Origin of the sequence: Synechococcus lacustris str. Tous, from assembly GCF_003011125.1 — a bacterium.
Lineage (GTDB): Bacteria > Cyanobacteriota > Cyanobacteriia > PCC-6307 > Cyanobiaceae > Synechococcus_D > Synechococcus_D lacustris.
On sequence record NZ_PXVC01000005.1, the window covers coordinates 46,800 to 66,748 of the forward strand.

The window sequence follows — 19,949 nt, forward strand, 5'->3', positions numbered from 1 at the left end:
GCAGAAAGGATTGAGGCGGATTGTACGGTGGTCTGCGCTACCGAAGCAGCGGCCGTGCCCAGCACCATTTATTCAATGCTGTTGGCCCTCGCCTTGGCCTTGGGGTTCAGCATCTCAAATCCTGGGGAGGTTTTGGCTGCCCTGCCCCCCGGCAACGCAATAACCGACCCTGCGGCGATCCTGAGGGATTCCCTGCCGGTACAGCAACCCGACCTGCGGGAATTGCAACATCGCCTCGAAGGCACCAGCAACGACCTGCGGGCCCGCCGCTGGAGCAGCATCCAACAGGCCTGCGAACGCTCCTCAAAACTGCTCAATCAAAGGCAGGGGCGCATCATTGGCGATCTGCCACCCCAGCAGCAGGAAACGGCAAAGCAAGAAATAGAAAATTTGCAACAAAACCTAATCAACCTATGCAGCAGCAGCGAAAGCCAAAACCGTGATGAATTCCTCGAGCAAAGGCGAGAGGTGCTAGCGGCGGTGGGCCGTTTAGAAGAGCTTGCCATTGAAAGTTTTCCCTATGAAATCCCTGAGGAGTTCAACAACCTGCCGCGACTGCTGGGCCGGGCAAGCGTGGAAATTCGCACCAATAAAGGCAACCTCACCGCCGTGGTTGATGGCTACAACGCCCCCCTAACCGCAGGCGCATTTGTGGATTTAGTGCAGCGCGGCTTCTACAACAACCTGCCCTTCAACCGCGCTGAAGATTTCTACGTTCTGCAAACCGGTGACCCCGTAGGAGCTGCCACGGGCTACATCCCCGATGGCAGCAAGGGCGAACGCCAGGTGCCATTGGAAATCATGGTGCCGGGCGAAAAGCAACCGCAATACAACAAAACATTTGAGGATCTGGGTTTATTTAAAACCACCCCAGTACTACCTTTTGCCACCCTCGGCACCATGGGTTGGGCCCATTCAGACGAAGCCCTAGGCGATGGATCCTCACAATTTTTCTTTTTTCTCTACGAAGCTGAATTAACACCTGCTGGCTTGAATTTGGTGGATGGTCGCTACGCCGTGTTCGGCTATGTGGTGGATGGATTTGATGTGTTGGAAAATCTTGGCGTAGACGACAAAATTGAAACAATCACCCTGCTTAGTGGAGCTGAAAATCTGCAAGCCCATGGCTGAATTAGCTGAGCTTGGCGAAGCAGAACTAATCGCCAAGCTCAGTTGTTTTGCTGCAGCGGGTCAATTTGATGATGATGCGGCCCTTCTGGCGCCTGATCAACAGCTGCAGCGGGTAATTAGCACCGATGCCATGGTGGAAGGGGTTCATTTTTCAGCTAACACCACCCCAGCTTTCAGTGTTGGTTGGCGTGCTGCCGCTGCGAATCTCTCTGATTTAGCTGCGATGGGCTGCCTTGAGGCCGAGGGAATAACCGTTGCCCTCGCTGCCCCTGGCCACACACCCCTGGCCTGGGTTGAGGCGGTTTATGGGGGCCTCTCAGCATTGCTAAAACGCCATAACTGCCAGCTATTGGGTGGTGATTGCAGCAGCGCACCGGTGGTGATGCTTGCTATCACTGCCATCGGCAAGGTGGCTGCCGATCGCTTGATTCGGCGCGGGGCCGGCAGGGCTGGTGATCGCTTGGTGGTTAGTGGACCCCATGGCCTGAGTGGCCTAGGGCTACAGCTGCTGCAAAACCCCAACGATCCAGCCACAAGCCATCTAAGTGAAAGCCTGAAACAAGCAGCGATCAAGGCCCATCAACAACCAATACCCCGCTTTGATGCGGTGGCGGCTTTGCATCAGAGCCAGCCGGCAGCATGCCCCTGGCGGGTGGCAGGCACCGATAGCAGCGATGGCCTACGCCGCAGCCTGGAATTGCTGGGCAACGCCTGCGGCCACCAACCAATGCTGGATCTGAACATGGGCCCATTGGAACCCTGGTGCCTTGATGGTGGTGAGGATTTTGAGTTGGTTTTAGCCCTTGATCCCCTTTGGGCAGATAACTTTGTTGCCCAGCTGCCTGGGGCCCAATGCATTGGTTGGCTTGGGGATAAGCCCGGGCCACCCTGTTGGTTAAGCAATAAAAAACCCCTACCGGTGGGCAGGGGTTATGAACATTTCAAAGGCAATTAGTTCAGGCCCAGTTGCGTGCCACCACTTCAGCTAGATCAACCACCCGCTGGCTGTAACCCCATTCGTTGTCGTACCAGGAAATAACTTTCACCATGTTGTCGCCCATCACCAGGGTGAGCTCTGAATCAACGATGGTTGATTCATCGGTGCCGGCATGGTCGGAGGAAACAAGCGGCAGGTCGGAATATTTAATGATCCCTTTCATCGAACCCTCAGAGGCGGCCTTAAGGGCAGCATTCACTTCGTCTTTATTGGTGGCGCGCGCCACTTCAAGCACCATGTCCACCACCGACACATTTGGGGTGGGTACCCGCATGGCAATGCCGCTCAATTTGCCCTTCATGGGTGGGTAAACCAAGGCAACGGCGCTTGCAGCACCAGTGGAGGTGGGAACGATGTTGATGGCGGCTGCCCGGGCCCGGCGCAGGTCGCGGTGGGAGGCATCCAGGATGCGTTGGTCGCCTGTGTAGCTGTGGGTGGTGGTCATCGTGCCCTTCACGATGCCGAAGGTTTGATCGAGCACCTTCACCAATGGCGCCATGCAATTGGTGGTGCAGCTGGCATTGCTGATGATGTCGAAATCTTCATGGCGATATTGATCAGCGTTTACTCCCACCACAAAAGTACCCACCCCTTCACCTTTGCCAGGGGCTGTGATCAATACTTTTTTGGCACCGGCCTGAATGTGCTTACCAGCTCCTGCTTTATCAACAAAAACACCCGTGGCTTCAATAACTAAATCAACTTCCCATTCCTTCCAAGGCAGGTTGAGGGGGTTGCGATCTGAAAAGCATTTGATCGGCCTGCCATTCACCGTGATGGTGTCGTCGGTGTAGCCCACTTCAGTGTCGCGAATCCTGCCCAGCATTGAGTCGTAGGTGAGCAGGTGGGCATTGGTTTTGGGATCGGAAGTGTCGTTTAAACCAACAACTTCGATGCCCGTGTTGGCACCGCGGCTCAGCCAGCAGCGCATGAAATTGCGCCCGATACGGCCGAATCCGTTAATGGCAACACGAAGGGTCATGGCAGCTCAGAGGGAATCCCAGTAAAAAAGGGAATTTGGCTGCGAATCATACAGACCCAAACGTGTTTTGAAACTAGTCAAAGTTTTTTGCCATTCCACCCAGAGGGTTTAAGTTCTGCTCACCCTTTCCTCAGCATTGAGCAGCCAACTCTCCCTCCCCCCTGAGCGCCCTGTGCACTTCATTGGTGTTGGGGGCATTGGCATGTCTGCCCTTGCTGGGATCCTGGCCGACCGCGGCTATGCCGTAAGCGGTTCAGATCCGCGTCAATCGGATTTATCCCAGGGGTTGCGCAAACGGGGTGCCCGCATTTTTAGGGATCAAAACAAGGCCACGGTTGATGCAATCCGCAGTGGTGTTTCCTGCTCACCATTGGTGGTAATCAGCAGCGCGATTCCAGCTAACAATCCAGAGTTGCTTGCCGCAAAAGCCGCGGGGCTTGAAATATGCCACCGGGCCGCCCTTCTCGCTTGGTTAATCGCTGAGCAACGCAGCATTGCCGTTGCCGGCAGCCATGGCAAAACCACCACCAGCAGCCTGATCGCCAGTTTGCTAAGCGCCGTGGGCATGGACCCCACAGCAATCATCGGTGGTGTGGTGCCAGCTTTTGGTAGCAATGCCCGCACCGGTGCCAGCAATCTGTTGGTGGCAGAAGCCGATGAATCCGATGGCTCCCTGGTGCAATTTCACCCTGCCCTTGGCGTAATCACAAATCTGGAGCTTGATCACACCGATTTTTATCCAAACCTCGAAGCATTGGTGCAAACCATGCAGCGCTTTGCTGGCAATTGCAGCGAAGTGCTCGCAAATGCCGATTGCCCAGTGCTTCAAGAGCACATCAAAGCCCACCACCGCTGGAGCCTGGCTGAAGAAGGCCCTGGCCAAGAAGCCTATTTCCGGGCCATACCCCTCAGCATGGCGGGGGACGGCAGCAGGGCGGATTACCTCGAAAACGGCCATCGCTTGGGGGAGCTCAGCCTTCCCTTAGCCGGTCGCCACAACCTCAGCAATGCCCTCGCGGCCATCAGTGCCTGCAGGCTGATGGGAGCCCCCTTCCACGACCTGCAACAGGCCTTAACCGGCTTGGTGCCCCCTGGCCGTCGCTTCGATCTGCGGGGCGAGTGGCAGGGCCGTTTAGTGGTAGACGACTACGCCCACCACCCCAGTGAGGTGGCCGCCACCCTGAGCATGGCCCAATTGATGGTTAGCTCCGGGCGCAGCACCCTGCCGTGGGTGCCCAAACGGGTGGTGGCCGTATTCCAGCCCCATCGCTACACGCGCACAGCGGAATTTCTCAACCGTTTTGCCGAAGCCCTAACCACCGCGCCCAAAACCCTGCTGGCGCCCCTCTACGGCGCCGGTGAATCCCCCCTCCCTGGCATCAGCAGCGCTGCCCTAGCGAAAGCGATGCAAAATCTGGGCGCTGATGTGAATGCCTATGGCTGCCTTGATGAACTGGCAAGCGCCCTTGAAACTGAAACAAGTCCCGGGGATTTAGTGCTGGTGATGGGAGCAGGTGATGTGAATCAAATCTGGGGGCGTTTGCAAAACCAAACCCTGGCCGCGGCCGCTTAAACCGTGCTGCAGCAGTCCATACCCCTAGGGGGCTACACAACATGGAAAGTGGGGGGCCCAGCTGAATATCTAGCCGAACCGGATTCACTAACAGCCCTGCTGGAAATATTGGCAGCCCATAAACAAACAGGCAGGCCACTACAAATTATTGGGGCCGGTTCCAATTTATTAATTAGCGACCAGGGTTTGCCTGGCTTAGTGATTTGCACCCGGCGGCTTCAGGGGGCCCAACTAGATGGCAGCAGTGGGCTGGTGGAGGCCCTGGCGGGGGAACCATTGCCCACCCTGGCCCGCCGCGCCGCCAAGGCAGGCCTGAGCGGTTTGGAATGGTCGGTGGGGATTCCAGGCACCGTTGGTGGCGCAGTTGTTATGAATGCCGGCGCCCAAGGGGGCTGCCTGGCCGAACGCTTAATCGATGCCACCGTGATTGATCCCCATGGCGGCGAAGCATTTGTTTTAAGCAATCAAGAGATGGATTACAGCTATCGCCATAGCCGCCTCCAAACTGAAAAGTTAGTGGTGCTTTCAGCCCGATTTCAGTTAACTCCGGGTCAAAACCCCAGCCTGCTGAGCGCTCAAACCAGTGCAAATCTGCAAAGCCGCACCAGCAGCCAGCCATACCACCTGCCAAGTTGCGGCAGTGTATTTCGTAATCCTGAACCACAAAAAGCTGGCCGCTTGATCGAAGCCCTAAACCTGAAGGGATATCGCATTGGCGCTGCTGAGGTATCGGAAATCCATGCAAATTTCATTGTTAATAACGGAGGCGCTAAGGCCGCCGATATCCAGGCGCTGATTAGCCATGTGCAAACTGTTGTGCATAAATCCCATGGCTTCTGGCTGCATCCAGAAGTGATTCGTTTAGGGGTGTTTAGTGAAAGCCTGCAGGCGGCGGCTTAACCTGATTTCACTTGTTCAAAGGGGCCATGGCCGGTTTCGGACTACCCAACTTCGGTCAACTAACCGAAGCCTTCAAGAAAGCGCAGCAGATTCAGCAAGATGCCCAAAAGCTCCAGGAAGAACTGGATGCCATGGAAATTGAAGGCACCAGTGTTAATGGCCTTGCCAGCATCTGGTTATCGGGCAACCAGCAGCCTTTGCGGGTGCAGTTAGCAGCCGAATTGCTCACAGAAGGTAAGGAAGCAACGGAAGCGGCCACCCTGGAAGCTTTGCAAAATGCCTACGCCCAATCCAGCGCCACCATGAAGGGAAAAATGGAGGAGCTCACTGGCGGTTTAAACCTCAATCTGCCTGGGTTTAACGGTTGATCACAGCTGATCCTGCATCAGGCTTTGATACAACCCATAACGCTCCCAGCTGCGCTCAAGCCCACAGCCCGGTTCCTGTAGGTGGCGGCAATCATTAAAACGACAGCGCCTACCAGCCCTGAGCTGCTGGCGAATTTCAGGAAATAAAGAAGCAAATTCCCCTGGATTAGGGGGCAATTCAGGTCGATTAAAACCCGGAGTATCAGCGAGCAAAGCGTTTGGCGCTAGCGGAAAGAGTTCCACATGGCGGGTGGTATGGCGGCCCCGTTGCAACTTTCCAGAAACTGCAGCGGTTCGCAGTTGCAAATCGGGCAGCAAAGCATTCAGCAAGCTGGTTTTACCCACACCACTGGGGCCGCAGAGCACTGAGATGCCAGGGCATAACCGCAAACGCAAGCCCTCGAGGGCCTGAACGTTGCCATGGGCGATGCTGTGGGGTTCATAACCCCAACTGCGCAGGCGCTCAAGCCATTCCAAACACTGCTCGCTGCTAACTAAATCGGCCTTGCTGAGCACAGGCAGCACCTCAAGGCCAGTGGCTTCAGCGCTGAGCAAAAATCTGCTGAGCCCTTGGGCATCAAGGCTGGGTTGGGCCAAAGCCACCACCACCACCACCCGATCTGCGTTGGCAAGGGCTGGCCGCTGCAGGCTGCTGCTGCGGGGCTCAAGGGCGGCAATGGCGGCGCGGCCGTCAAGCCAATCAACACCATCAAGGCCCACCCAATCGCCCACCATTACCTGTTCGCCTTGGTGAGCAAGGCGCGAACGACGGGTGCAAAGCAATATTTGTTGGCCGGCTGGGCCGGGTTGTTGCAATTTAACTCTGCAAAAATTTGCCTCTAGGGCCATCACCTGAGCCCGCAGCAATTCAGCCACGGATGATCTTTAACTGCACCGAACCATCGATTTGAGGTATGCGTTCTAACTGCTTTACCTGATCTGAACCCTGCAGGGATTCCACCACCAGGCGATCCGGTTCACCAGCATCAAGCCACACCTGCAGGGTGCTGCCCGGCGCTAATGCTTCAAGGGCAAGGCGGGTGCGGATAAAATTTAAGGGGCAGGGTGTGCCACGCAAATCAAGCACGGTGATGGCAAAGTTTGAAATTAATTATCATTGAAATAAATGTCATTGGAATAAACCGCCAAATAAACCTTTCCCCTTGGGATGGCTTCTAGCGATAGTGGTTAACTCTTCCAATAGTTCCCGCTCTTTTGCTTCTAACTTTTGCGGCACCACTACTTTTATGGTGAACATGTGATTACCGCGGGCCACGGGATTACCCAGGCGGGGCACACCGCGATCTTTAAGGGTGAGCACCGTTCCGGGTTGGGTGCCGGGGGGTATTTGAAATTCTTCTGGCCCATCAACGGTTTCCACCTGCAGGCGATCACCTAAAATCGCCTGTAGATAACTGATCGGCAATTCGGAATTTATATGAATTCCATCACGCCGCAATTTGGCATCAGCCTGCACAAATAACACCACATAAAGATCACCGGAGGGGCCGCCCCTCATGCCGGCATTGCCCTCATTATTAACGCGTAGCCTTGTACCTGAATCAACACCAGCGGGAATATTAATTCTCAATTTCTTGCGCACCTGTTGCACCCCTTGGCCAGCGCAATCGGAACAGGGATCAGCAATCACCTGGCCATTGCCTTCGCAGGCTGGGCATGGTGCCACTTGGGTGAAGGTGCCAAAGGGGGTGCGGGTGGCCCTACGCACCTGGCCGCTGCCCCCACAGGTGCTGCAATTAACAGGGCCACTGCCAGCCTTTGCGCCACTGCCTTTACAGGTGTTACAGGTTTCTAAATGGCGAATTTGGATTTCTTTTTCTTGGCCAAAAACCGCCTCTTTAAAACTGATATTTAGGTCGAAACGCAGGTCGTCGCCTTGGCGAGGTCCCCGCTGCCGTTGGCCTTGGCCGGCGGCACCACCAAAACCACTAAAAAAGGTTTCAAATAAATCAGCAAAACCGCCCATGTCGCCCATGTCGGGAGCGCCGGCAGCACCTGATACACCGGCTTCACCGAATTGGTCGTAGCGGGCCCTGGTTTTGGGATCACCCAACACCTCATAGGCACGGCCCACCTCCTTGAACTTATCTTCAGCTCCGGGATCTTTATTTACATCAGGGTGATACTGACGGGCCAAACGCCTGTAGGCGCGTTTTAAGCTTTCAGCATCAGCATCCCTGGGAACTCCGAGGAGCTCGTAATAATCAGCCATCAGTTACCTTCAGCCTCAACATTGGTTTCAACGGAAGTATTTTCAATTGGGTTGCCATTATTTGGGTTGCCATCAGCAGCGCCCGGACCCATCGATACCTTCACCATGGCGTGACGCAAAACGCGGCCATCAAGGTGATAACCGCGCTGTAGTTCTTCGATAACCACATCTTCAGAGTGGATTTCACTTGGTTCATGCAGAACCGCCTCGTGGAGGCTGGGATCAAAGCGTTCACCCTCCACCCGCATCGGCGATACGCCTAATTGCTTCATCACATCCACCAACTGTTTATACAAACCCTGGTAACTGCGATGTAAACCCTGGGCCTCTTCCCCTTCGGGATTGAGCTGTTGGCGGGCCCGCTCAAAGTTGTCTACCACCGGCAGAATTTCGCTCAAGGTGCTGCAGATCAACTGCACGCGCAGATCTTCAGAGTCCCGTTGCTGCCGTTTACGAAAGTTATCGAAATCGGCGGCAATCCGCATGTATTGCCCGCGCAGGGATTCATTTTCTTGGCGCAGGCTGGTGAGTTCAGCCGTTAGATCGGGCTCAACAGCCCCATTGTTCAGCTCCTCCACCGGTGCCGCTACTTCCTCAGGAGCTGAATTATCAAGCTCAGGGGCGGGGGATTCTTCGTTCATGGGGCGGCCCATTGGAATTCATCCATGTTGCTGGGAGCCCTACCCATGAATCAAGGTCGGGAAACCCCGCCATCCTGAAACCAGTTGTTTGGTTTGCGGTGGAGAAATTTGAACTCACGGAAAGCGCTGCCACCGGCAACGCCTCCCCAATGGTGCAATTGGCAGATCGCATCCTGCTGCAAGCTCTCGATAGCCAAGCCAGCGACATTCACATAGAACCCCAAGAAACTGAATTGCGGGTGCGCTTAAGGATCGATGGGGTGCTGCAAAACGCCTTTGAACCGCTGCCGGCCGGGCTGATTCCAGCCCTCACCAGCCGTTTCAAAATCATGGCTGATCTGGATATCGCCGAGCGGCGTTTGGCCCAAGACGGCCGCATCCGTTGTGGTTATCGGGGCCGCACCGTTGATTTCCGCATCAATTCAATGCCAAGCCGCTTTGGCGAAAAACTGGTGTTGCGCCTTTTGGATACCAGTGCAACCGAGCTCAACTTGGAGCAGCTCATTAATGATCCATTTGTGCTGGCGGAACTGCGGGAACTGGGCCGCATGCCCTACGGAATCCTGCTGGTAACAGGTCCCACCGGTTCCGGCAAAAGCACCACCCTTTATGGCTTGCTTGCAGAACGCAATCAAACGGAAATCAACATCTCAACGGTGGAAGATCCGATCGAATACACCCTGGCTGGTGTTACCCAAACCCAGGTAAATCGTGAAAAGGGCTTTGATTTTGCCCAGGCCCTAAGGGCATTTATGCGACAAGACCCGGATGTGTTGCTGGTGGGCGAAACCCGCGACCTGGAAACCGCCAAAACTGCCCTTGAAGCTGCATTAACCGGTCACCTGGTGCTCACCACCCTGCATTGCAACGATGCCCCCAGCGCCATAGCCCGCCTAGGGGAGATGGGGGTAGAAACATTTTTATTGAGTGCAGCATTGGTGGGTGTGTTGTCGCAGCGCTTGCTGAGGCGCCTATGCAGCCACTGCTCTGAAACGCACGAGCCAGCTGGGGCAGACCTGGCAAGGCTGGGGTTCCTAGCGAGCCAAAGCAGTAAGCACAGCTTTCGCCGTGCTCCAAAAACAAACACTTGCCGCCATTGCGCTGGCCTTGGTTACCGCGGCCGTATTGGTGTATTCGAACTGATGCGCATCAATGAGCCAATGGCCGCGGCCATCGCCAAGGGTGCCAGCAGCAATGAATTGAGAGATTTAGCGATAGCAAATGGCATGCAAACGCTCTTGGGCAGCGGCCTACGCCTGGCCCAACAGGGCCTCACCAGCCTTGAGGAAGTTGAACGGGTGTTGTTAACCGATGGGGGACTCCAGCAGGAGTTGCGTAGGCAACAAATAAACGGCGCCACCTGCAGGGGCTGCAAGGCCGGCCTTAAAAATGAATGGCTGGATTGCCCCTATTGCTTAACCCCGAGGGGAACACTGCAGCCATGAAGCCCATGGCCCATGGCTACAACCCTTGATCCACTACTGAATGATTGGCTGCTACGGCTGCTTGCTGGTGGCGGCAGCGATCTACATCTATCCGCCAATGCACCCCCCTACGGCCGTTTTAATGGCTCGCTGGCAAAGATGGCAGAAACCAGCCTAAACAGGGTTCAAACAGGGCATTTGATTTGTTCTTTACTCACAACTAATCAAATAGAACAGCTCGAAAAAAACCTGGAACTAGATTGCGCCTATGAATTAAACGGCGCCGGTAGATTCCGGCTAAATGTATTTAAAGAGAAGGGTTGCTATGCAGCCTGCCTGAGGGCCTTGGGTGATCGAATCCCAAGTTTTGAACAACTGGGGCTTCCCGCTGCGCTGCAGCAAATAAGCAAACGTCCAAATGGATTGGTGTTGGTTACTGGCCCAACGGGCTCGGGAAAAAGTAGCACCCTAGCGGCCCTATTAGAGTATATAAATCAAAATCAAGCAAGCCACATAATCACCATAGAAGATCCCATTGAATTCGTATATAATTCTGCAAAAAGCTTAATTCATCAGCGTCAGCTTGGTGAGGATACCCACAGTTTTACAAATGCCCTCAGAGCTGCATTAAGGGAGGATCCAGATGTGATATTAGTTGGTGAATTAAGGGATCTAGAAACAATTCAATTGGCAATTAGTGCCGCCGAAACTGGTCATTTGGTATTTGCAACCCTGCACACCAGCTCCGCAGCCCAAACGGTAGATCGCCTTGTTGATGTATTTCCGGCAGACCAGCAAAGCCAGATTCGCATGCAACTAAGCAGCAGCCTAGTGGCTGTTTTTGCCCAAAACCTATGCAGAGCAGTAGAGCCCAAAAATGGCTGTTTTGGCAGGGTGATCGCCCAAGAAATTATGCTAAGAACCCCTGCCATTGCCAATTTAATCCGCGAGGCTAAAACAGCCCAAATATATTCACAACTGCAAACTGGCAATCAATATGGCATGCAAACAATGGAGCAATCGCTTGCAAATCTAGTAAATAGCGGCAAGATTAGCCAGCAAGAGGCATTAAGGAAAACAAATAAATCAGCGGAATTAGAATATTTAATTGGGGGCAGCTAATGGCTCCCAAAATATTTCTTTGCAGCCATCGCAGCCGCCAAGGCACTGAGCAGATTATTAAAATTAAAGCGAATAATGAATCAGATGCTAAAAGAATTTTAAGGCAGCGGGGCATCCTAGCTTTTGCCATCAAAGAAAGCCTGGCTGAAAGCAAGCAATCAGCAAAGCCTCTGGGCATTAAATTAAATTTTGAAAAGCGCCCAGGGGTTAGGGAAAAAGCATTATTTGCAAATAAATTAGCAGCTTTGGTTGGCGCAGGACTGCCGATTATTCGCAGCCTTGATTTAATTACTAAACAACAAAAACAACCACTATTTAAAAGGGCCTTATTAAATGTTTCCCTCAATGTGAATGGGGGCAACTCCCTTGGCGACAGCCTTAGGCAATGGCCCCAAGTATTCGATCCATTGATCGTAACAATGGTGGAGGCTGGCGAAGCCGGTGGGTTGCTGGAGGAGGTTTTGAAGCGCTTGGCAATGCTGCTGGAAAATAATGCAAAATTGCAAAACCAAATTCGCGGCGCCTTGGCTTATCCGATAACTGTGCTGATAATTGCTCTGCTGGTATTTCTTGGCATGACAATCTTTCTAATACCCACATTTGCAGATATCTTTAAAGAATTGGGTGCTGAACTACCTGCATTTACCGTATTGATGCTTAATTTTAGTGTGCTGTTGCGCTCGCCATTTGCGATTATATTTATGGCGCCAGTAATTGCTGGTTATTTTATATTGCGTCGCAGCCACGCAACCCCAGAAGGGCGGCTAAAAATCGATGGCTTTTTACTGCAATTACCGATCTTTGGAGAGCTGATTCAAAAAACGGATACCGCCCAGTTTTGTAGAACATTTAGCAGCCTTAGCAGGGCGGGTGTGCCGATACTAATGGGCCTTAAAATAGTTGCCGACAGTGTTGGTAATCGGGTACTTGCCAACGGGCTGGTTGCGGCGCGCCTAGGGGTGCAAGATGGCATTAGCTTAAGCCAAGCCCTCGGCCGTAGCCACTTATTCCCATCCCTTGCAATCAGTTTAATTGCTATCGGAGAGGAAACAGGTGAAATGGACGTGATGCTTTCCAAGGTTGCAGATTTTTATGAGGATGAAATCGCCATAGCTGTAAAAACAATTACCACAATGTTGGAGCCAATGATGATTGTTGTTGTTGGCGCGATCGTGGGCTCAATTTTATTAGCTATGTACTTACCAATGTTTAGTGTATTTAATAAAATTGCTTAGTTAGGGGCTCCTGAATTGCGGCTGTTTTAGCAACCAACTACCCAGGGCGGCGCTGCCATAACCACTGAGGTGGTCATGGTCGGCATAGAGGGGCAGTGTGCCGCGCCAATTGCTGCAGGTTTTAGCATCACAAAATAAATTTATTGGATCAATTATTTGCAAACCCGGTAAACGCTTTTGCAAGCGCATTAGGCGTTCTAGGGCAGGTGCCCGATCGCTTTCAAAATCGGCACGCCTTTGGCTGCAATCCAGCTTGAGCTGTTGCTGCCAACCAAGGCATTGTTTACCAAGCACGTTGTAAACAGGCCAGGGGGCAAGCAAGCCAACCTGCACGCCACTGGCTTGCAATCCACGCAAGGCTGGCTCTAGGTGTGAACCCATCACGGGAGTGTTTGGGTTTACGTAACTTGCCACCTGCAACCGAGGCGAAAGGCGCGGCAAGCGCAAACTTGGCAGCAATAGGCGATCACCAGGCTTAGCCAGCCGTTTCACCAATGCAAGCGATTGGGCCTCATAAACGGAGCAGCGGCCTGGATCAAAGCTGTAGGAAAGCAATGAACAACCGCCCATTCCCGGCGGTGTTACAACAAAACCCACCAGGCCCGTCTTCGCTGCCACCAAGCTGCGCACCGCTGCCAGCAACGACCCGGCATGGGAATCACCCACCACAAATAAATGGCGGCGTTCTTCAGCAATGGCTTTGCCCGTTGCCTGCACCATGGTGAGCTGCAGGGCCATCCCAGGCGCCAATTGCTCAATTTGGCTAGCGGTTAGGGCAGAAGCAATTGCATCATTACTGGAAACATCCGCCGGCAATAGTTGTTGAATTGGCCTTGGATCATTGGCTGTCCAGGCATATTCTGAAAAAGTTGCCAAACCCAAAGGGGCCCGCAGCCGTTGCGCCTGGCTATCAAATAAAGCCAAACCAACTAAACCAAAGCCCCCCAACAAACCCAATCGAGCCAGGGAAGCACTCCTGCTCCAACCCAGTTCCACAAAGCGATAGGAAAACCAGGTGAGTAGGGCAGTTGCAAGCAAAGCAACGGGCAACCAAAACCCAGATTGGCTGCCAAATAAATAACGGGCAAACACAATGCAAGGCCAGTGATAAAGGTAGAGCGAATAGGAAACAGCACCCAAGGCCTGCAACCCATTGGATTGGGCCAAAACCGCCAAGGGCGTTCCAGCGCCAAAGCCAAGCAAAACAGCACTAGCCAACACCGGTAGAACCACACCTGGCATTGGGTAGGAGCCTTTATTGGAAAGCAAAGCAAAACTGAGCAACAGCAATAAAAGGGCAAAAACTTGAATCAAACCGGCAAACTTTTTAAATTTGGCCAACAACCGCTTAAACCTGCTCGTTACTCCCGCCAAAGCAAGCAGCACACCTGTGGCCAGCTCCCAAAAGCGACTAAGTGGTGATAGATAGGCCCGCTCCGCTGCAACTTGCGACCAGTGCCAGGCCAGCAAAAAAGAGGCAAACCAAAGCGCCCCTGCGGCAAGCCAAAAGTGCCAACGGCGCTCAGTTCGAACAAAAGGCAGAAATATCAGCGGAAAAATTAAATAAAATTGCTCTTCAATTCCCAAAGACCAAGTATGCAGATAAGGATTTAAATACTCATCTGGGCTAAAATAATTTGTTTGCTGTGATATAAGCTTTAAATTAGATACCCCCAATAAACCAGTGATCGAATAGCCGGAAAAGCTATGGAACAAGCGCTTGTCGTAAATCAAATAACTAATGGCTGCAATAATCAAAAGAGCAACCAATAACGGTGGCATTATTCGCCGCAAACGCCGTTTAAAATAATCACTGAAACCCATTTCCCTATCTGGATCTTTAGCTTGCCTCGCAAGCAATGCATAGGTAACTACATATCCCGAGATAACAAAAAATAGATCCACACCGCCGTAGCCACCAGGCAGTAAATCAGGGAATAAATGAAAGATGAGCACCGCCAGCACCGCCACACCACGCAGGGCTTGAATATCTGCGCGAAATGGCAACCTATGGCCTTGAATCATTGCTTAAAGCCCGCCGCAATCGCCCCGCCTGCAATCCAGCCACTACTCCAACAGTGTTGAAAATTAAAACCACCTGTTACCCCATCTATATCCATTATTTCACCGGCAAAAAACAAACCTGGTTGTTTACGGCTCTCCATTTTAACTAGATTTATTTCAGCTAGATCTACACCACCAGCAGTTACAAACTCCTCACCAAATGGCCCCCTGCCCAGCACTGAATAAACACTGCGTTGCAATATCTGTTGCAGCCGTTGTTCCCCCTGGCGAGATAACTCAGCCCAAGGCATGGCTGCATCTAGCTGGGCTTGATTAAGCAGGGCTAACCAAAGCCGTTTTTTAATAGCTAGCAACAGTTCAGGCCTGCCATTAGCCAATTGCTTACGGGCTAAATCCAAGCGCGCCTGGCGCAATTGTTGCTGCAGGATTTGCGGATCAGCGCCTGCAGTCCAATCAACACGCAATTCAGCTCGATATTGATTTTGATGCAGGGCCCTGGCGGCAAAAGCGGTTAGCCGCAACAGGGCCGGGCCGCTTAAACCCCAATGGGTTATCAGCACCGTGCCCCGTTGACGAAAAATTTCAGCGCCCACATGCAATTCCAGCGGCACCAACCCCTGGGATACCCCAGCCAGCTCCCTTAAAAATTTGCCAGCCAAGCGCAGGGTAAAAAGCGACGGCACCGGCGCTATCAACCGGTGGCCTAGGGCCTGGGCCAATTGCCGGCCGCTGGGGTGTCCGCCGGTGGCAAGCAGCAATTTGGCGCAATGAAGCGGCTGCCCTAATCCCCGCCCCTTCAAGGCAAAACCACCGGAGGCCAGGGGCTGCACCGCCTGCAGTGCCCTTTGGCTGTGCAGTTCTACGCCAACGGCTTCAGCCCTGCGGCGCAGGGCATCAACAACCGTGGCTGAACTGTTGCTTGTGGGAAACATGCGGCCATCGGCCTCTTCGTGTAAGTCCACCCCCCGCTCACCAAACCAAGCCACTGCATCACCAGCAGCAAAGCGACTAAACGGACCCCGCAGCGGCTTTTCACCCCTGGGATAGTTAGCCACCAATTCCGCTGGATCCCAGCAGGCGTGGGTGAGGTTGCAGCGGCCGCCGCCGCTTATCCGCACCTTGGCCAAGGGTTCAGCTGTGGCTTCCCAGATCTGAACCTGCTGCAAACCTGCCTCAGCGGCTGTGATGGCCGCCATAAAACCGGCGGCACCACCACCTGCCACCACCAGCTCAGGCATCGGCCTTAAAAGTTAGGGCCACGCCGTTATTGCAATAGCGCTTACCGGTGGGTTTTGGACCATCGTTGAATACATGGCCTTGGTGGCCCCCACAACGGCGGCAATGGTATTCAGTGCGAGGCACGATCAATTTGAAATCCACTTCCGTATCCACTGCTTTTTGCAGCGGCGCCCAAAAACTTGGCCAACCGGTGCCGCTATCAAATTTTGTAGCACTGGAAAATAGGGGCAATGCACAGCCGGCACAGAGATAGGTGCCCTTGCGTTTTTCTGCATTCAAGGGGCTGCTGAATGGTGCTTCGGTGCCTGCTTGGCGCAAAACCTTAAAAGCACTGGCGGATAAACGCTCTCGCCATTCGGCTGGGCTTAGTTGCCAGGCGGGATCAACGGCAGAGGCGGCGGAGGCAGCGGCAGTTGGTCGCCAAAGCCCCATGAAGGCGGCAGCCAGGGCCTGAAGCAAAGATCGACGTTGCCAATTGGCCATTTTCAATAAATTGCACATCAAGCTGCAGCATGGGGTAGTGACCCCCTCAAGCGCCACTCCTAACCAGCACCCCGCCCACCGGTTCAGTGTGGCGCCAATGCTGGATTACACCGATCGTCACTTTCGAGTGTTGATTCGGCAGGTGAGTCGCCATGCGCTGCTCTATTCAGAAATGGTGGTGGCCCAGGCCCTGCACCATGGCGATAAGAGCAAACTGCTCAGCTTTGATCCGATTGAGAAACCCCTGGCTCTGCAATTGGGTGGCGACAGCCCTGAGCTGTTAGCTGCCGCTGCCGAATGGGCCCAGAAATGGGACTACAGCGAGGTAAACCTAAATGTGGGCTGCCCCAGCGCCAAGGTGCAACAGGGACGATTTGGCGCTTGTTTGATGGCGGATCCCAAGCGGGTGGCTGATTGTGTTTCCGCCATGGCTGAAGCCTCTGGTTTACCGATCACGGTGAAACATCGCATTGGCATTGATAACCACGACAGCTATGCCGAACTACTCAATTTCGTAGATACCGTGGCTGCGGCTGGCTGCCAACGCTTCATTGTTCATGCCCGTAAAGCTTGGTTGGAGGGCCTTGATCCAAAACAAAACCGCACCGTGCCACCTTTGCGCTACGACCTTGTGCAAAAACTGAAACAAGATCGTTCTGATTTGATCCTGGAACTAAACGGTGGTTTAGAAAGTTTGGAAAGCTGCCAAACACATCTGCTTTGGGCCGATGGGGTAATGGTGGGCCGGGCGGCATACCACCACCCTTTGCAGTGGAACAGGGTGGATCAAGAGGTTTTCAACGACCTCGAGGCAATGCCAGCTCGAGCATCAACGGTATTGCGGGGCATATTGCCCCACGCGGAACGCTGGTGCGCAAGCGGAGGCAAACTCTGGCCGATTGCCCGCCATTTAGTGCATTTAGTTGAAGGTGTTAGTGGCGCGCGCCATTGGCGCCGAGGCCTTGTGGAAGCGGCCGCTAAAGCAAACGCTGGCCCACAGGTGTTGGAAAAAGCCTGCCTTCAATTAGAAGAGCGGGGTTTGTAGATAGCTGCTAAACAAGGTTGTTCGAAAAAATTTTTGATGGCACGCCTCAGAGCTGGCAAGGAAAATGCCGGCAGTTTCATCCGGGATTTTCGGAATTTCCTGCAACAGGGCAACGTGGTAGACCTTGCAGTTGCTGTGGTTATTGGCGGCGCCTTCGGCAAGGTGGTGGATGCCCTAGTGAGTTTTGTGATGGGGCAATTGCTCACGCCAACATTGAAATCACTGGGTATTGATCAAATCAATCAATGGCCCGCCGGTAATTTTTTGGTGGCATTGATCAATTTTGTTGTGATCAGCTTTGTTGTGTTTTCAATAATCCGCACAATGCAAAGCATGAAACGCCAAGAAGCTGCCGCCAAGCCAGAAGCAACTCCCGATCCCCAGATGTTGCTAGCAGAAGCAGCCCAGCGGCTTGCCAAAGCATTGGAAAGCCGCCAGATCTAACTCAGATTTAGGGTTAACCCTCAGCGCCGCCGTAATCGCCCCAATCTTCACTGGGTGCTGGGCTGGAGGGGCGATCCCCTCCGCGACGGCGGCGGCTACGGCCATCATCGAAACCATCACGGCTGGGTTCACCCCCACCAAAGTCAGGGGACGGAGCACCCCAGGTATCTGCGGCAGGAGCTGGGGCTGGAGCTGAATCACGGTTGCCGTAGCTGCGATCTTCCCAACCGCGGGCACCGGAGCTGCGCTCACCACCTCCTCCTCCGTAACCGCCGCCGCCGCCATAGCCACCACCGCCGCCACGGCTTGGTGCTCCGTAACCACCGCCACCACGGCCGCCGCCGCCGCCACTGCGGGGTTCAGCTTTATTGATGCGCAGGGGGCGACCCATCAGCTCAGTGCCCTGCAATGCTTCGATGGCACGCTCCTCAGCAGCGTCGTCTGCCATCTCCACAAAGGCAAAGCCTCTTTTGCGTCCGGTGTCCCTTTCCAAAGGAAGGGAACAGTTGCTTACCTCGCCATAGGTGGCGAAGAGTTCAATGATGTCCTCCTGTTCCGCGCGGAAAGGGAGGTTGCCGACAAAAATGCTCACTGGCCGTAGGGGACCGAATGGACCGTTGAATGGACTCGGGGAACCCACAAAAGTGGGAACACGGGAAATCTAAACCGGCAAGTGCCTGCTTATCGATGTCGTTAAGAACACATCAATACATTTCTCCAGTGATTGAGCTGCCCCTGCACCTGGGTAAAGCCCGTACCACCTTCACTTACCCGGGCAGCCACCACCTCCCGATGGGCAATCGCTGCATAAATGCTTTGCTCAAAGGCTGGATGCAGGGATTGCCAGCGCTCTAAAGGCAACTCCACCAATAACAGGCCCTCCTCCAGGCAGGTTTTCACTAGCCCGCCCACCAGTTGATATGCCTCCCGGAAAGGCACACCTTTGTTAACCAAATAGTCGGCCACATCGGTGGCATTGGAGAAATCACTGGCCACCGCCCGCTCCATCCGATCCACTCGAAAACTGATCCCCTCCTCCAGCAGGATCGCCATCGCCTCCAAACAAGCCTCTGTGGTGCGAACCGTGTCAAACAAAGCTTCTTTGTCTTCCTGAAAGTCTTTGTTGTAGGCGAGGGGCAGGCCTTTGATCATGGTGAGCAAGCCCTGTAGATGACCAAACACCCGACCGCATTTACCACGCACCAACTCGGGCACATCGGGGTTTTTTTTCTGGGGCATCAAGCTGCTACCGGTGGCGCAACGGTCTGTGAGGTGAACAAAACCGAATTCCTCACTAGCCCAAAAAATCACCTCTTCACTAAGCCGACTCAAATGGGCCATCACCAAGGCCGCCGCCGCGCTGAATTCAACGGCGAAATCGCGGTCGCTCACCGCATCCAAACTATTGGCATAAATGCTTTCAAAACCCAATTCCGCCGCTGTTTGACGCCGATCAATCGCTAGGGGAGTGCCCGCTAAAGCAGCGGCACCAAGGGGGCAGATATTGACCCTTTTACGCACATCAAGCAGGCGTAAACGATCCCGTTCCAACATCTCCACATAGGCCAGAAGATGGTGGGCCAAGGAAAGGGGCTGGGCCCTTTGCAAATGGGTATAGCCCGGGATCAGGGTGTGCAGATGGCCGTCTGCCAACTGAAATAAGGCCCGTTGCAAACGCTGCAAGCTGGGTTCAAGGCCATCGATGCGTTGACGTAACCAAAGGCGAATATCGGTGCCCACTTGATCATTACGGCTACGCCCGGTGTGCAATTTTTTGCCTAGTGGGCCAAGCAATTCGATCAATCGCCTTTCCACAGCGAAGTGAACGTCTTCACACTCGAGGCCGGGCAGAAAGCTGCCCGCCGCCGCCTCTTGGCGCACTGTTTCCAGGCCAGCAATCAGTTGCTCGCTTTCTGCTTCGCTGATCAAACCGCAGCGGCCGAGCATGCGGGCATGGGCAACAGAACCATCCAGGTCTTGTTGCAGCAGGGCGATATCAAAACCGATCGAAGCATTAAATCGTTCGATCGCAGGATGCAAACCCTGCTCAAAACGATTGCTCCAGCTAGTGCCTTCACTGTTAGTTGCACCCATTTAGCCTGGCCCG

20 protein-coding genes are annotated in these 19,949 nt (G+C 53.9%); 10 read left to right on the plus strand and 10 right to left on the minus strand.

The genetic code is table 11. The features are described from left to right. Positions 1 to 75: 75 nt before the first annotated feature. Together C7K08_RS02415 and thiL are read left to right on the plus strand one after the other, a co-directional pair. The gene (locus tag C7K08_RS02415; protein ID WP_106499054.1) at positions 76 to 1,131 is read left to right on the plus strand and encodes a peptidylprolyl isomerase; all 1,056 of its coding nucleotides are present in this window, start codon (positions 76 to 78) and stop codon (positions 1,129 to 1,131) included. Further along, complete coding sequence (thiL, locus tag C7K08_RS02420) at positions 1,124 to 2,086, plus strand: thiamine-phosphate kinase (protein WP_106499055.1); 963 nt, start codon at positions 1,124 to 1,126, stop codon at positions 2,084 to 2,086. Before C7K08_RS02415 ends, thiL begins: the two co-directional genes overlap by 8 nt. 1 nt (position 2,087) lies before the next feature. Here the strand turns inward: thiL and C7K08_RS02425 are convergent, their stop codons facing one another. Continuing rightward, entirely contained in the window at positions 2,088 to 3,110 is a 1,023-nt protein-coding gene (locus tag C7K08_RS02425) for a type I glyceraldehyde-3-phosphate dehydrogenase (RefSeq protein WP_106499056.1), read from the minus strand. Between the two features lie 202 nt (positions 3,111 to 3,312). Between C7K08_RS02425 and murC the strand changes: the two genes are divergently transcribed. From murC to C7K08_RS02440, 3 genes are read left to right on the plus strand one after another with little or no spacing between them, the layout of a single operon-like run. After that, on the plus strand, positions 3,313 to 4,683 hold the full coding sequence (murC, locus tag C7K08_RS02430; RefSeq protein WP_241536980.1) for a UDP-N-acetylmuramate--L-alanine ligase: 1,371 nt from the start codon (positions 3,313 to 3,315) through the stop codon (positions 4,681 to 4,683). A gap of 3 nt (positions 4,684 to 4,686) precedes the next feature. Next, complete coding sequence (murB, locus tag C7K08_RS02435) at positions 4,687 to 5,583, plus strand: UDP-N-acetylmuramate dehydrogenase (RefSeq protein ID WP_106499058.1); 897 nt, start codon at positions 4,687 to 4,689, stop codon at positions 5,581 to 5,583. 26 nt (positions 5,584 to 5,609) lie between these two features. Further along, on the plus strand, positions 5,610 to 5,951 hold the full coding sequence (locus C7K08_RS02440) for a YbaB/EbfC family nucleoid-associated protein (protein WP_106499059.1): 342 nt from the start codon (positions 5,610 to 5,612) through the stop codon (positions 5,949 to 5,951). On the opposite strand, the gene rsgA is transcribed toward C7K08_RS02440, so the two are convergent. From rsgA to grpE, 4 genes are read right to left on the minus strand one after another with little or no spacing between them, the layout of a single operon-like run. Next, positions 5,952 to 6,827, minus strand: a complete 876-nt coding sequence (rsgA, locus tag C7K08_RS02445) for a ribosome small subunit-dependent GTPase A (protein WP_241536974.1) — start codon at positions 6,825 to 6,827, stop codon at positions 5,952 to 5,954. Continuing rightward, positions 6,820 to 7,044, minus strand: coding sequence for a sulfurtransferase TusA family protein (locus tag C7K08_RS02450; protein WP_106499060.1), 225 nt, complete (start codon positions 7,042 to 7,044; stop codon positions 6,820 to 6,822). The genes rsgA and C7K08_RS02450 overlap by 8 nt, the downstream gene beginning before the upstream one ends. A 36-nt stretch (positions 7,045 to 7,080) precedes the next feature. Further along, positions 7,081 to 8,184 carry a molecular chaperone DnaJ gene (gene dnaJ / locus C7K08_RS02455; RefSeq protein ID WP_106499061.1) on the minus strand — a complete coding sequence of 368 codons (1,104 nt, stop codon included), beginning with the start codon at positions 8,182 to 8,184 and terminating at the stop codon, positions 7,081 to 7,083. Beyond that, on the minus strand, positions 8,184 to 8,837 hold the full coding sequence (grpE, locus tag C7K08_RS02460; protein WP_423218673.1) for a nucleotide exchange factor GrpE: 654 nt from the start codon (positions 8,835 to 8,837) through the stop codon (positions 8,184 to 8,186). The genes dnaJ and grpE overlap by 1 nt, the downstream gene beginning before the upstream one ends. Between grpE and C7K08_RS02465 the strand changes: the two genes are divergently transcribed. Genes C7K08_RS02465 through C7K08_RS02475 form a run of 3 tightly spaced genes read left to right on the plus strand, consistent with a single transcriptional unit; the run spans position 8,837 to position 12,606 of the window. Continuing rightward, positions 8,837 to 10,270: a GspE/PulE family protein gene (locus C7K08_RS02465; protein ID WP_241536975.1), complete on the plus strand. Its 1,434-nt coding sequence runs from the start codon at positions 8,837 to 8,839 to the stop codon at positions 10,268 to 10,270. The genes grpE and C7K08_RS02465 overlap by 1 nt on opposite strands. A gap of 12 nt (positions 10,271 to 10,282) precedes the next feature. Continuing rightward, positions 10,283 to 11,371 (plus strand): type IV pilus twitching motility protein PilT, encoded by a 1,089-nt coding sequence (locus tag C7K08_RS02470; RefSeq protein ID WP_106499062.1) that lies wholly within the window; start codon positions 10,283 to 10,285, stop codon positions 11,369 to 11,371. Then, complete coding sequence (locus C7K08_RS02475; protein WP_106499063.1) at positions 11,371 to 12,606, plus strand: type II secretion system F family protein; 1,236 nt, start codon at positions 11,371 to 11,373, stop codon at positions 12,604 to 12,606. Before C7K08_RS02470 ends, C7K08_RS02475 begins: the two co-directional genes overlap by 1 nt. Here C7K08_RS02475 and C7K08_RS02480 read toward each other — a convergent pair whose 3' ends face one another. From C7K08_RS02480 to msrB, 3 genes are read right to left on the minus strand one after another with little or no spacing between them, the layout of a single operon-like run. Continuing rightward, positions 12,607 to 14,631, minus strand: coding sequence for an acyltransferase family protein (locus C7K08_RS02480; RefSeq protein ID WP_106499064.1), 2,025 nt, complete (start codon positions 14,629 to 14,631; stop codon positions 12,607 to 12,609). After that, positions 14,628 to 15,869 carry a BaiN/RdsA family NAD(P)/FAD-dependent oxidoreductase gene (locus C7K08_RS02485; protein WP_106499065.1) on the minus strand — a complete coding sequence of 414 codons (1,242 nt, stop codon included), beginning with the start codon at positions 15,867 to 15,869 and terminating at the stop codon, positions 14,628 to 14,630. The genes C7K08_RS02480 and C7K08_RS02485 overlap by 4 nt, the downstream gene beginning before the upstream one ends. After that, positions 15,862 to 16,353, minus strand: a complete 492-nt coding sequence (msrB, locus tag C7K08_RS02490; RefSeq protein ID WP_106499101.1) for a peptide-methionine (R)-S-oxide reductase MsrB — start codon at positions 16,351 to 16,353, stop codon at positions 15,862 to 15,864. The genes C7K08_RS02485 and msrB overlap by 8 nt, the downstream gene beginning before the upstream one ends. Positions 16,354 to 16,390: 37 nt before the next feature. Here msrB and dusA point away from each other — a divergent pair, with 37 nt between their 5' ends. After that, positions 16,391 to 17,398, plus strand: coding sequence for a tRNA dihydrouridine(20/20a) synthase DusA (gene dusA, locus C7K08_RS02495; protein ID WP_106499066.1), 1,008 nt, complete (start codon positions 16,391 to 16,393; stop codon positions 17,396 to 17,398). Between the two features lie 36 nt (positions 17,399 to 17,434). After that, positions 17,435 to 17,842 carry a large conductance mechanosensitive channel protein MscL gene (mscL, locus tag C7K08_RS02500; RefSeq protein WP_106499067.1) on the plus strand — a complete coding sequence of 136 codons (408 nt, stop codon included), beginning with the start codon at positions 17,435 to 17,437 and terminating at the stop codon, positions 17,840 to 17,842. A gap of 13 nt (positions 17,843 to 17,855) precedes the next feature. Here the strand turns inward: mscL and C7K08_RS02505 are convergent, their stop codons facing one another. Next, positions 17,856 to 18,434, minus strand: coding sequence for an RNA recognition motif domain-containing protein (locus tag C7K08_RS02505; protein ID WP_106499068.1), 579 nt, complete (start codon positions 18,432 to 18,434; stop codon positions 17,856 to 17,858). 101 nt (positions 18,435 to 18,535) lie between these two features. Then, positions 18,536 to 19,936, minus strand: coding sequence for an argininosuccinate lyase (gene argH, locus C7K08_RS02510; RefSeq protein WP_106499069.1), 1,401 nt, complete (start codon positions 19,934 to 19,936; stop codon positions 18,536 to 18,538). Positions 19,937 to 19,949: the final 13 nt, after the last annotated feature.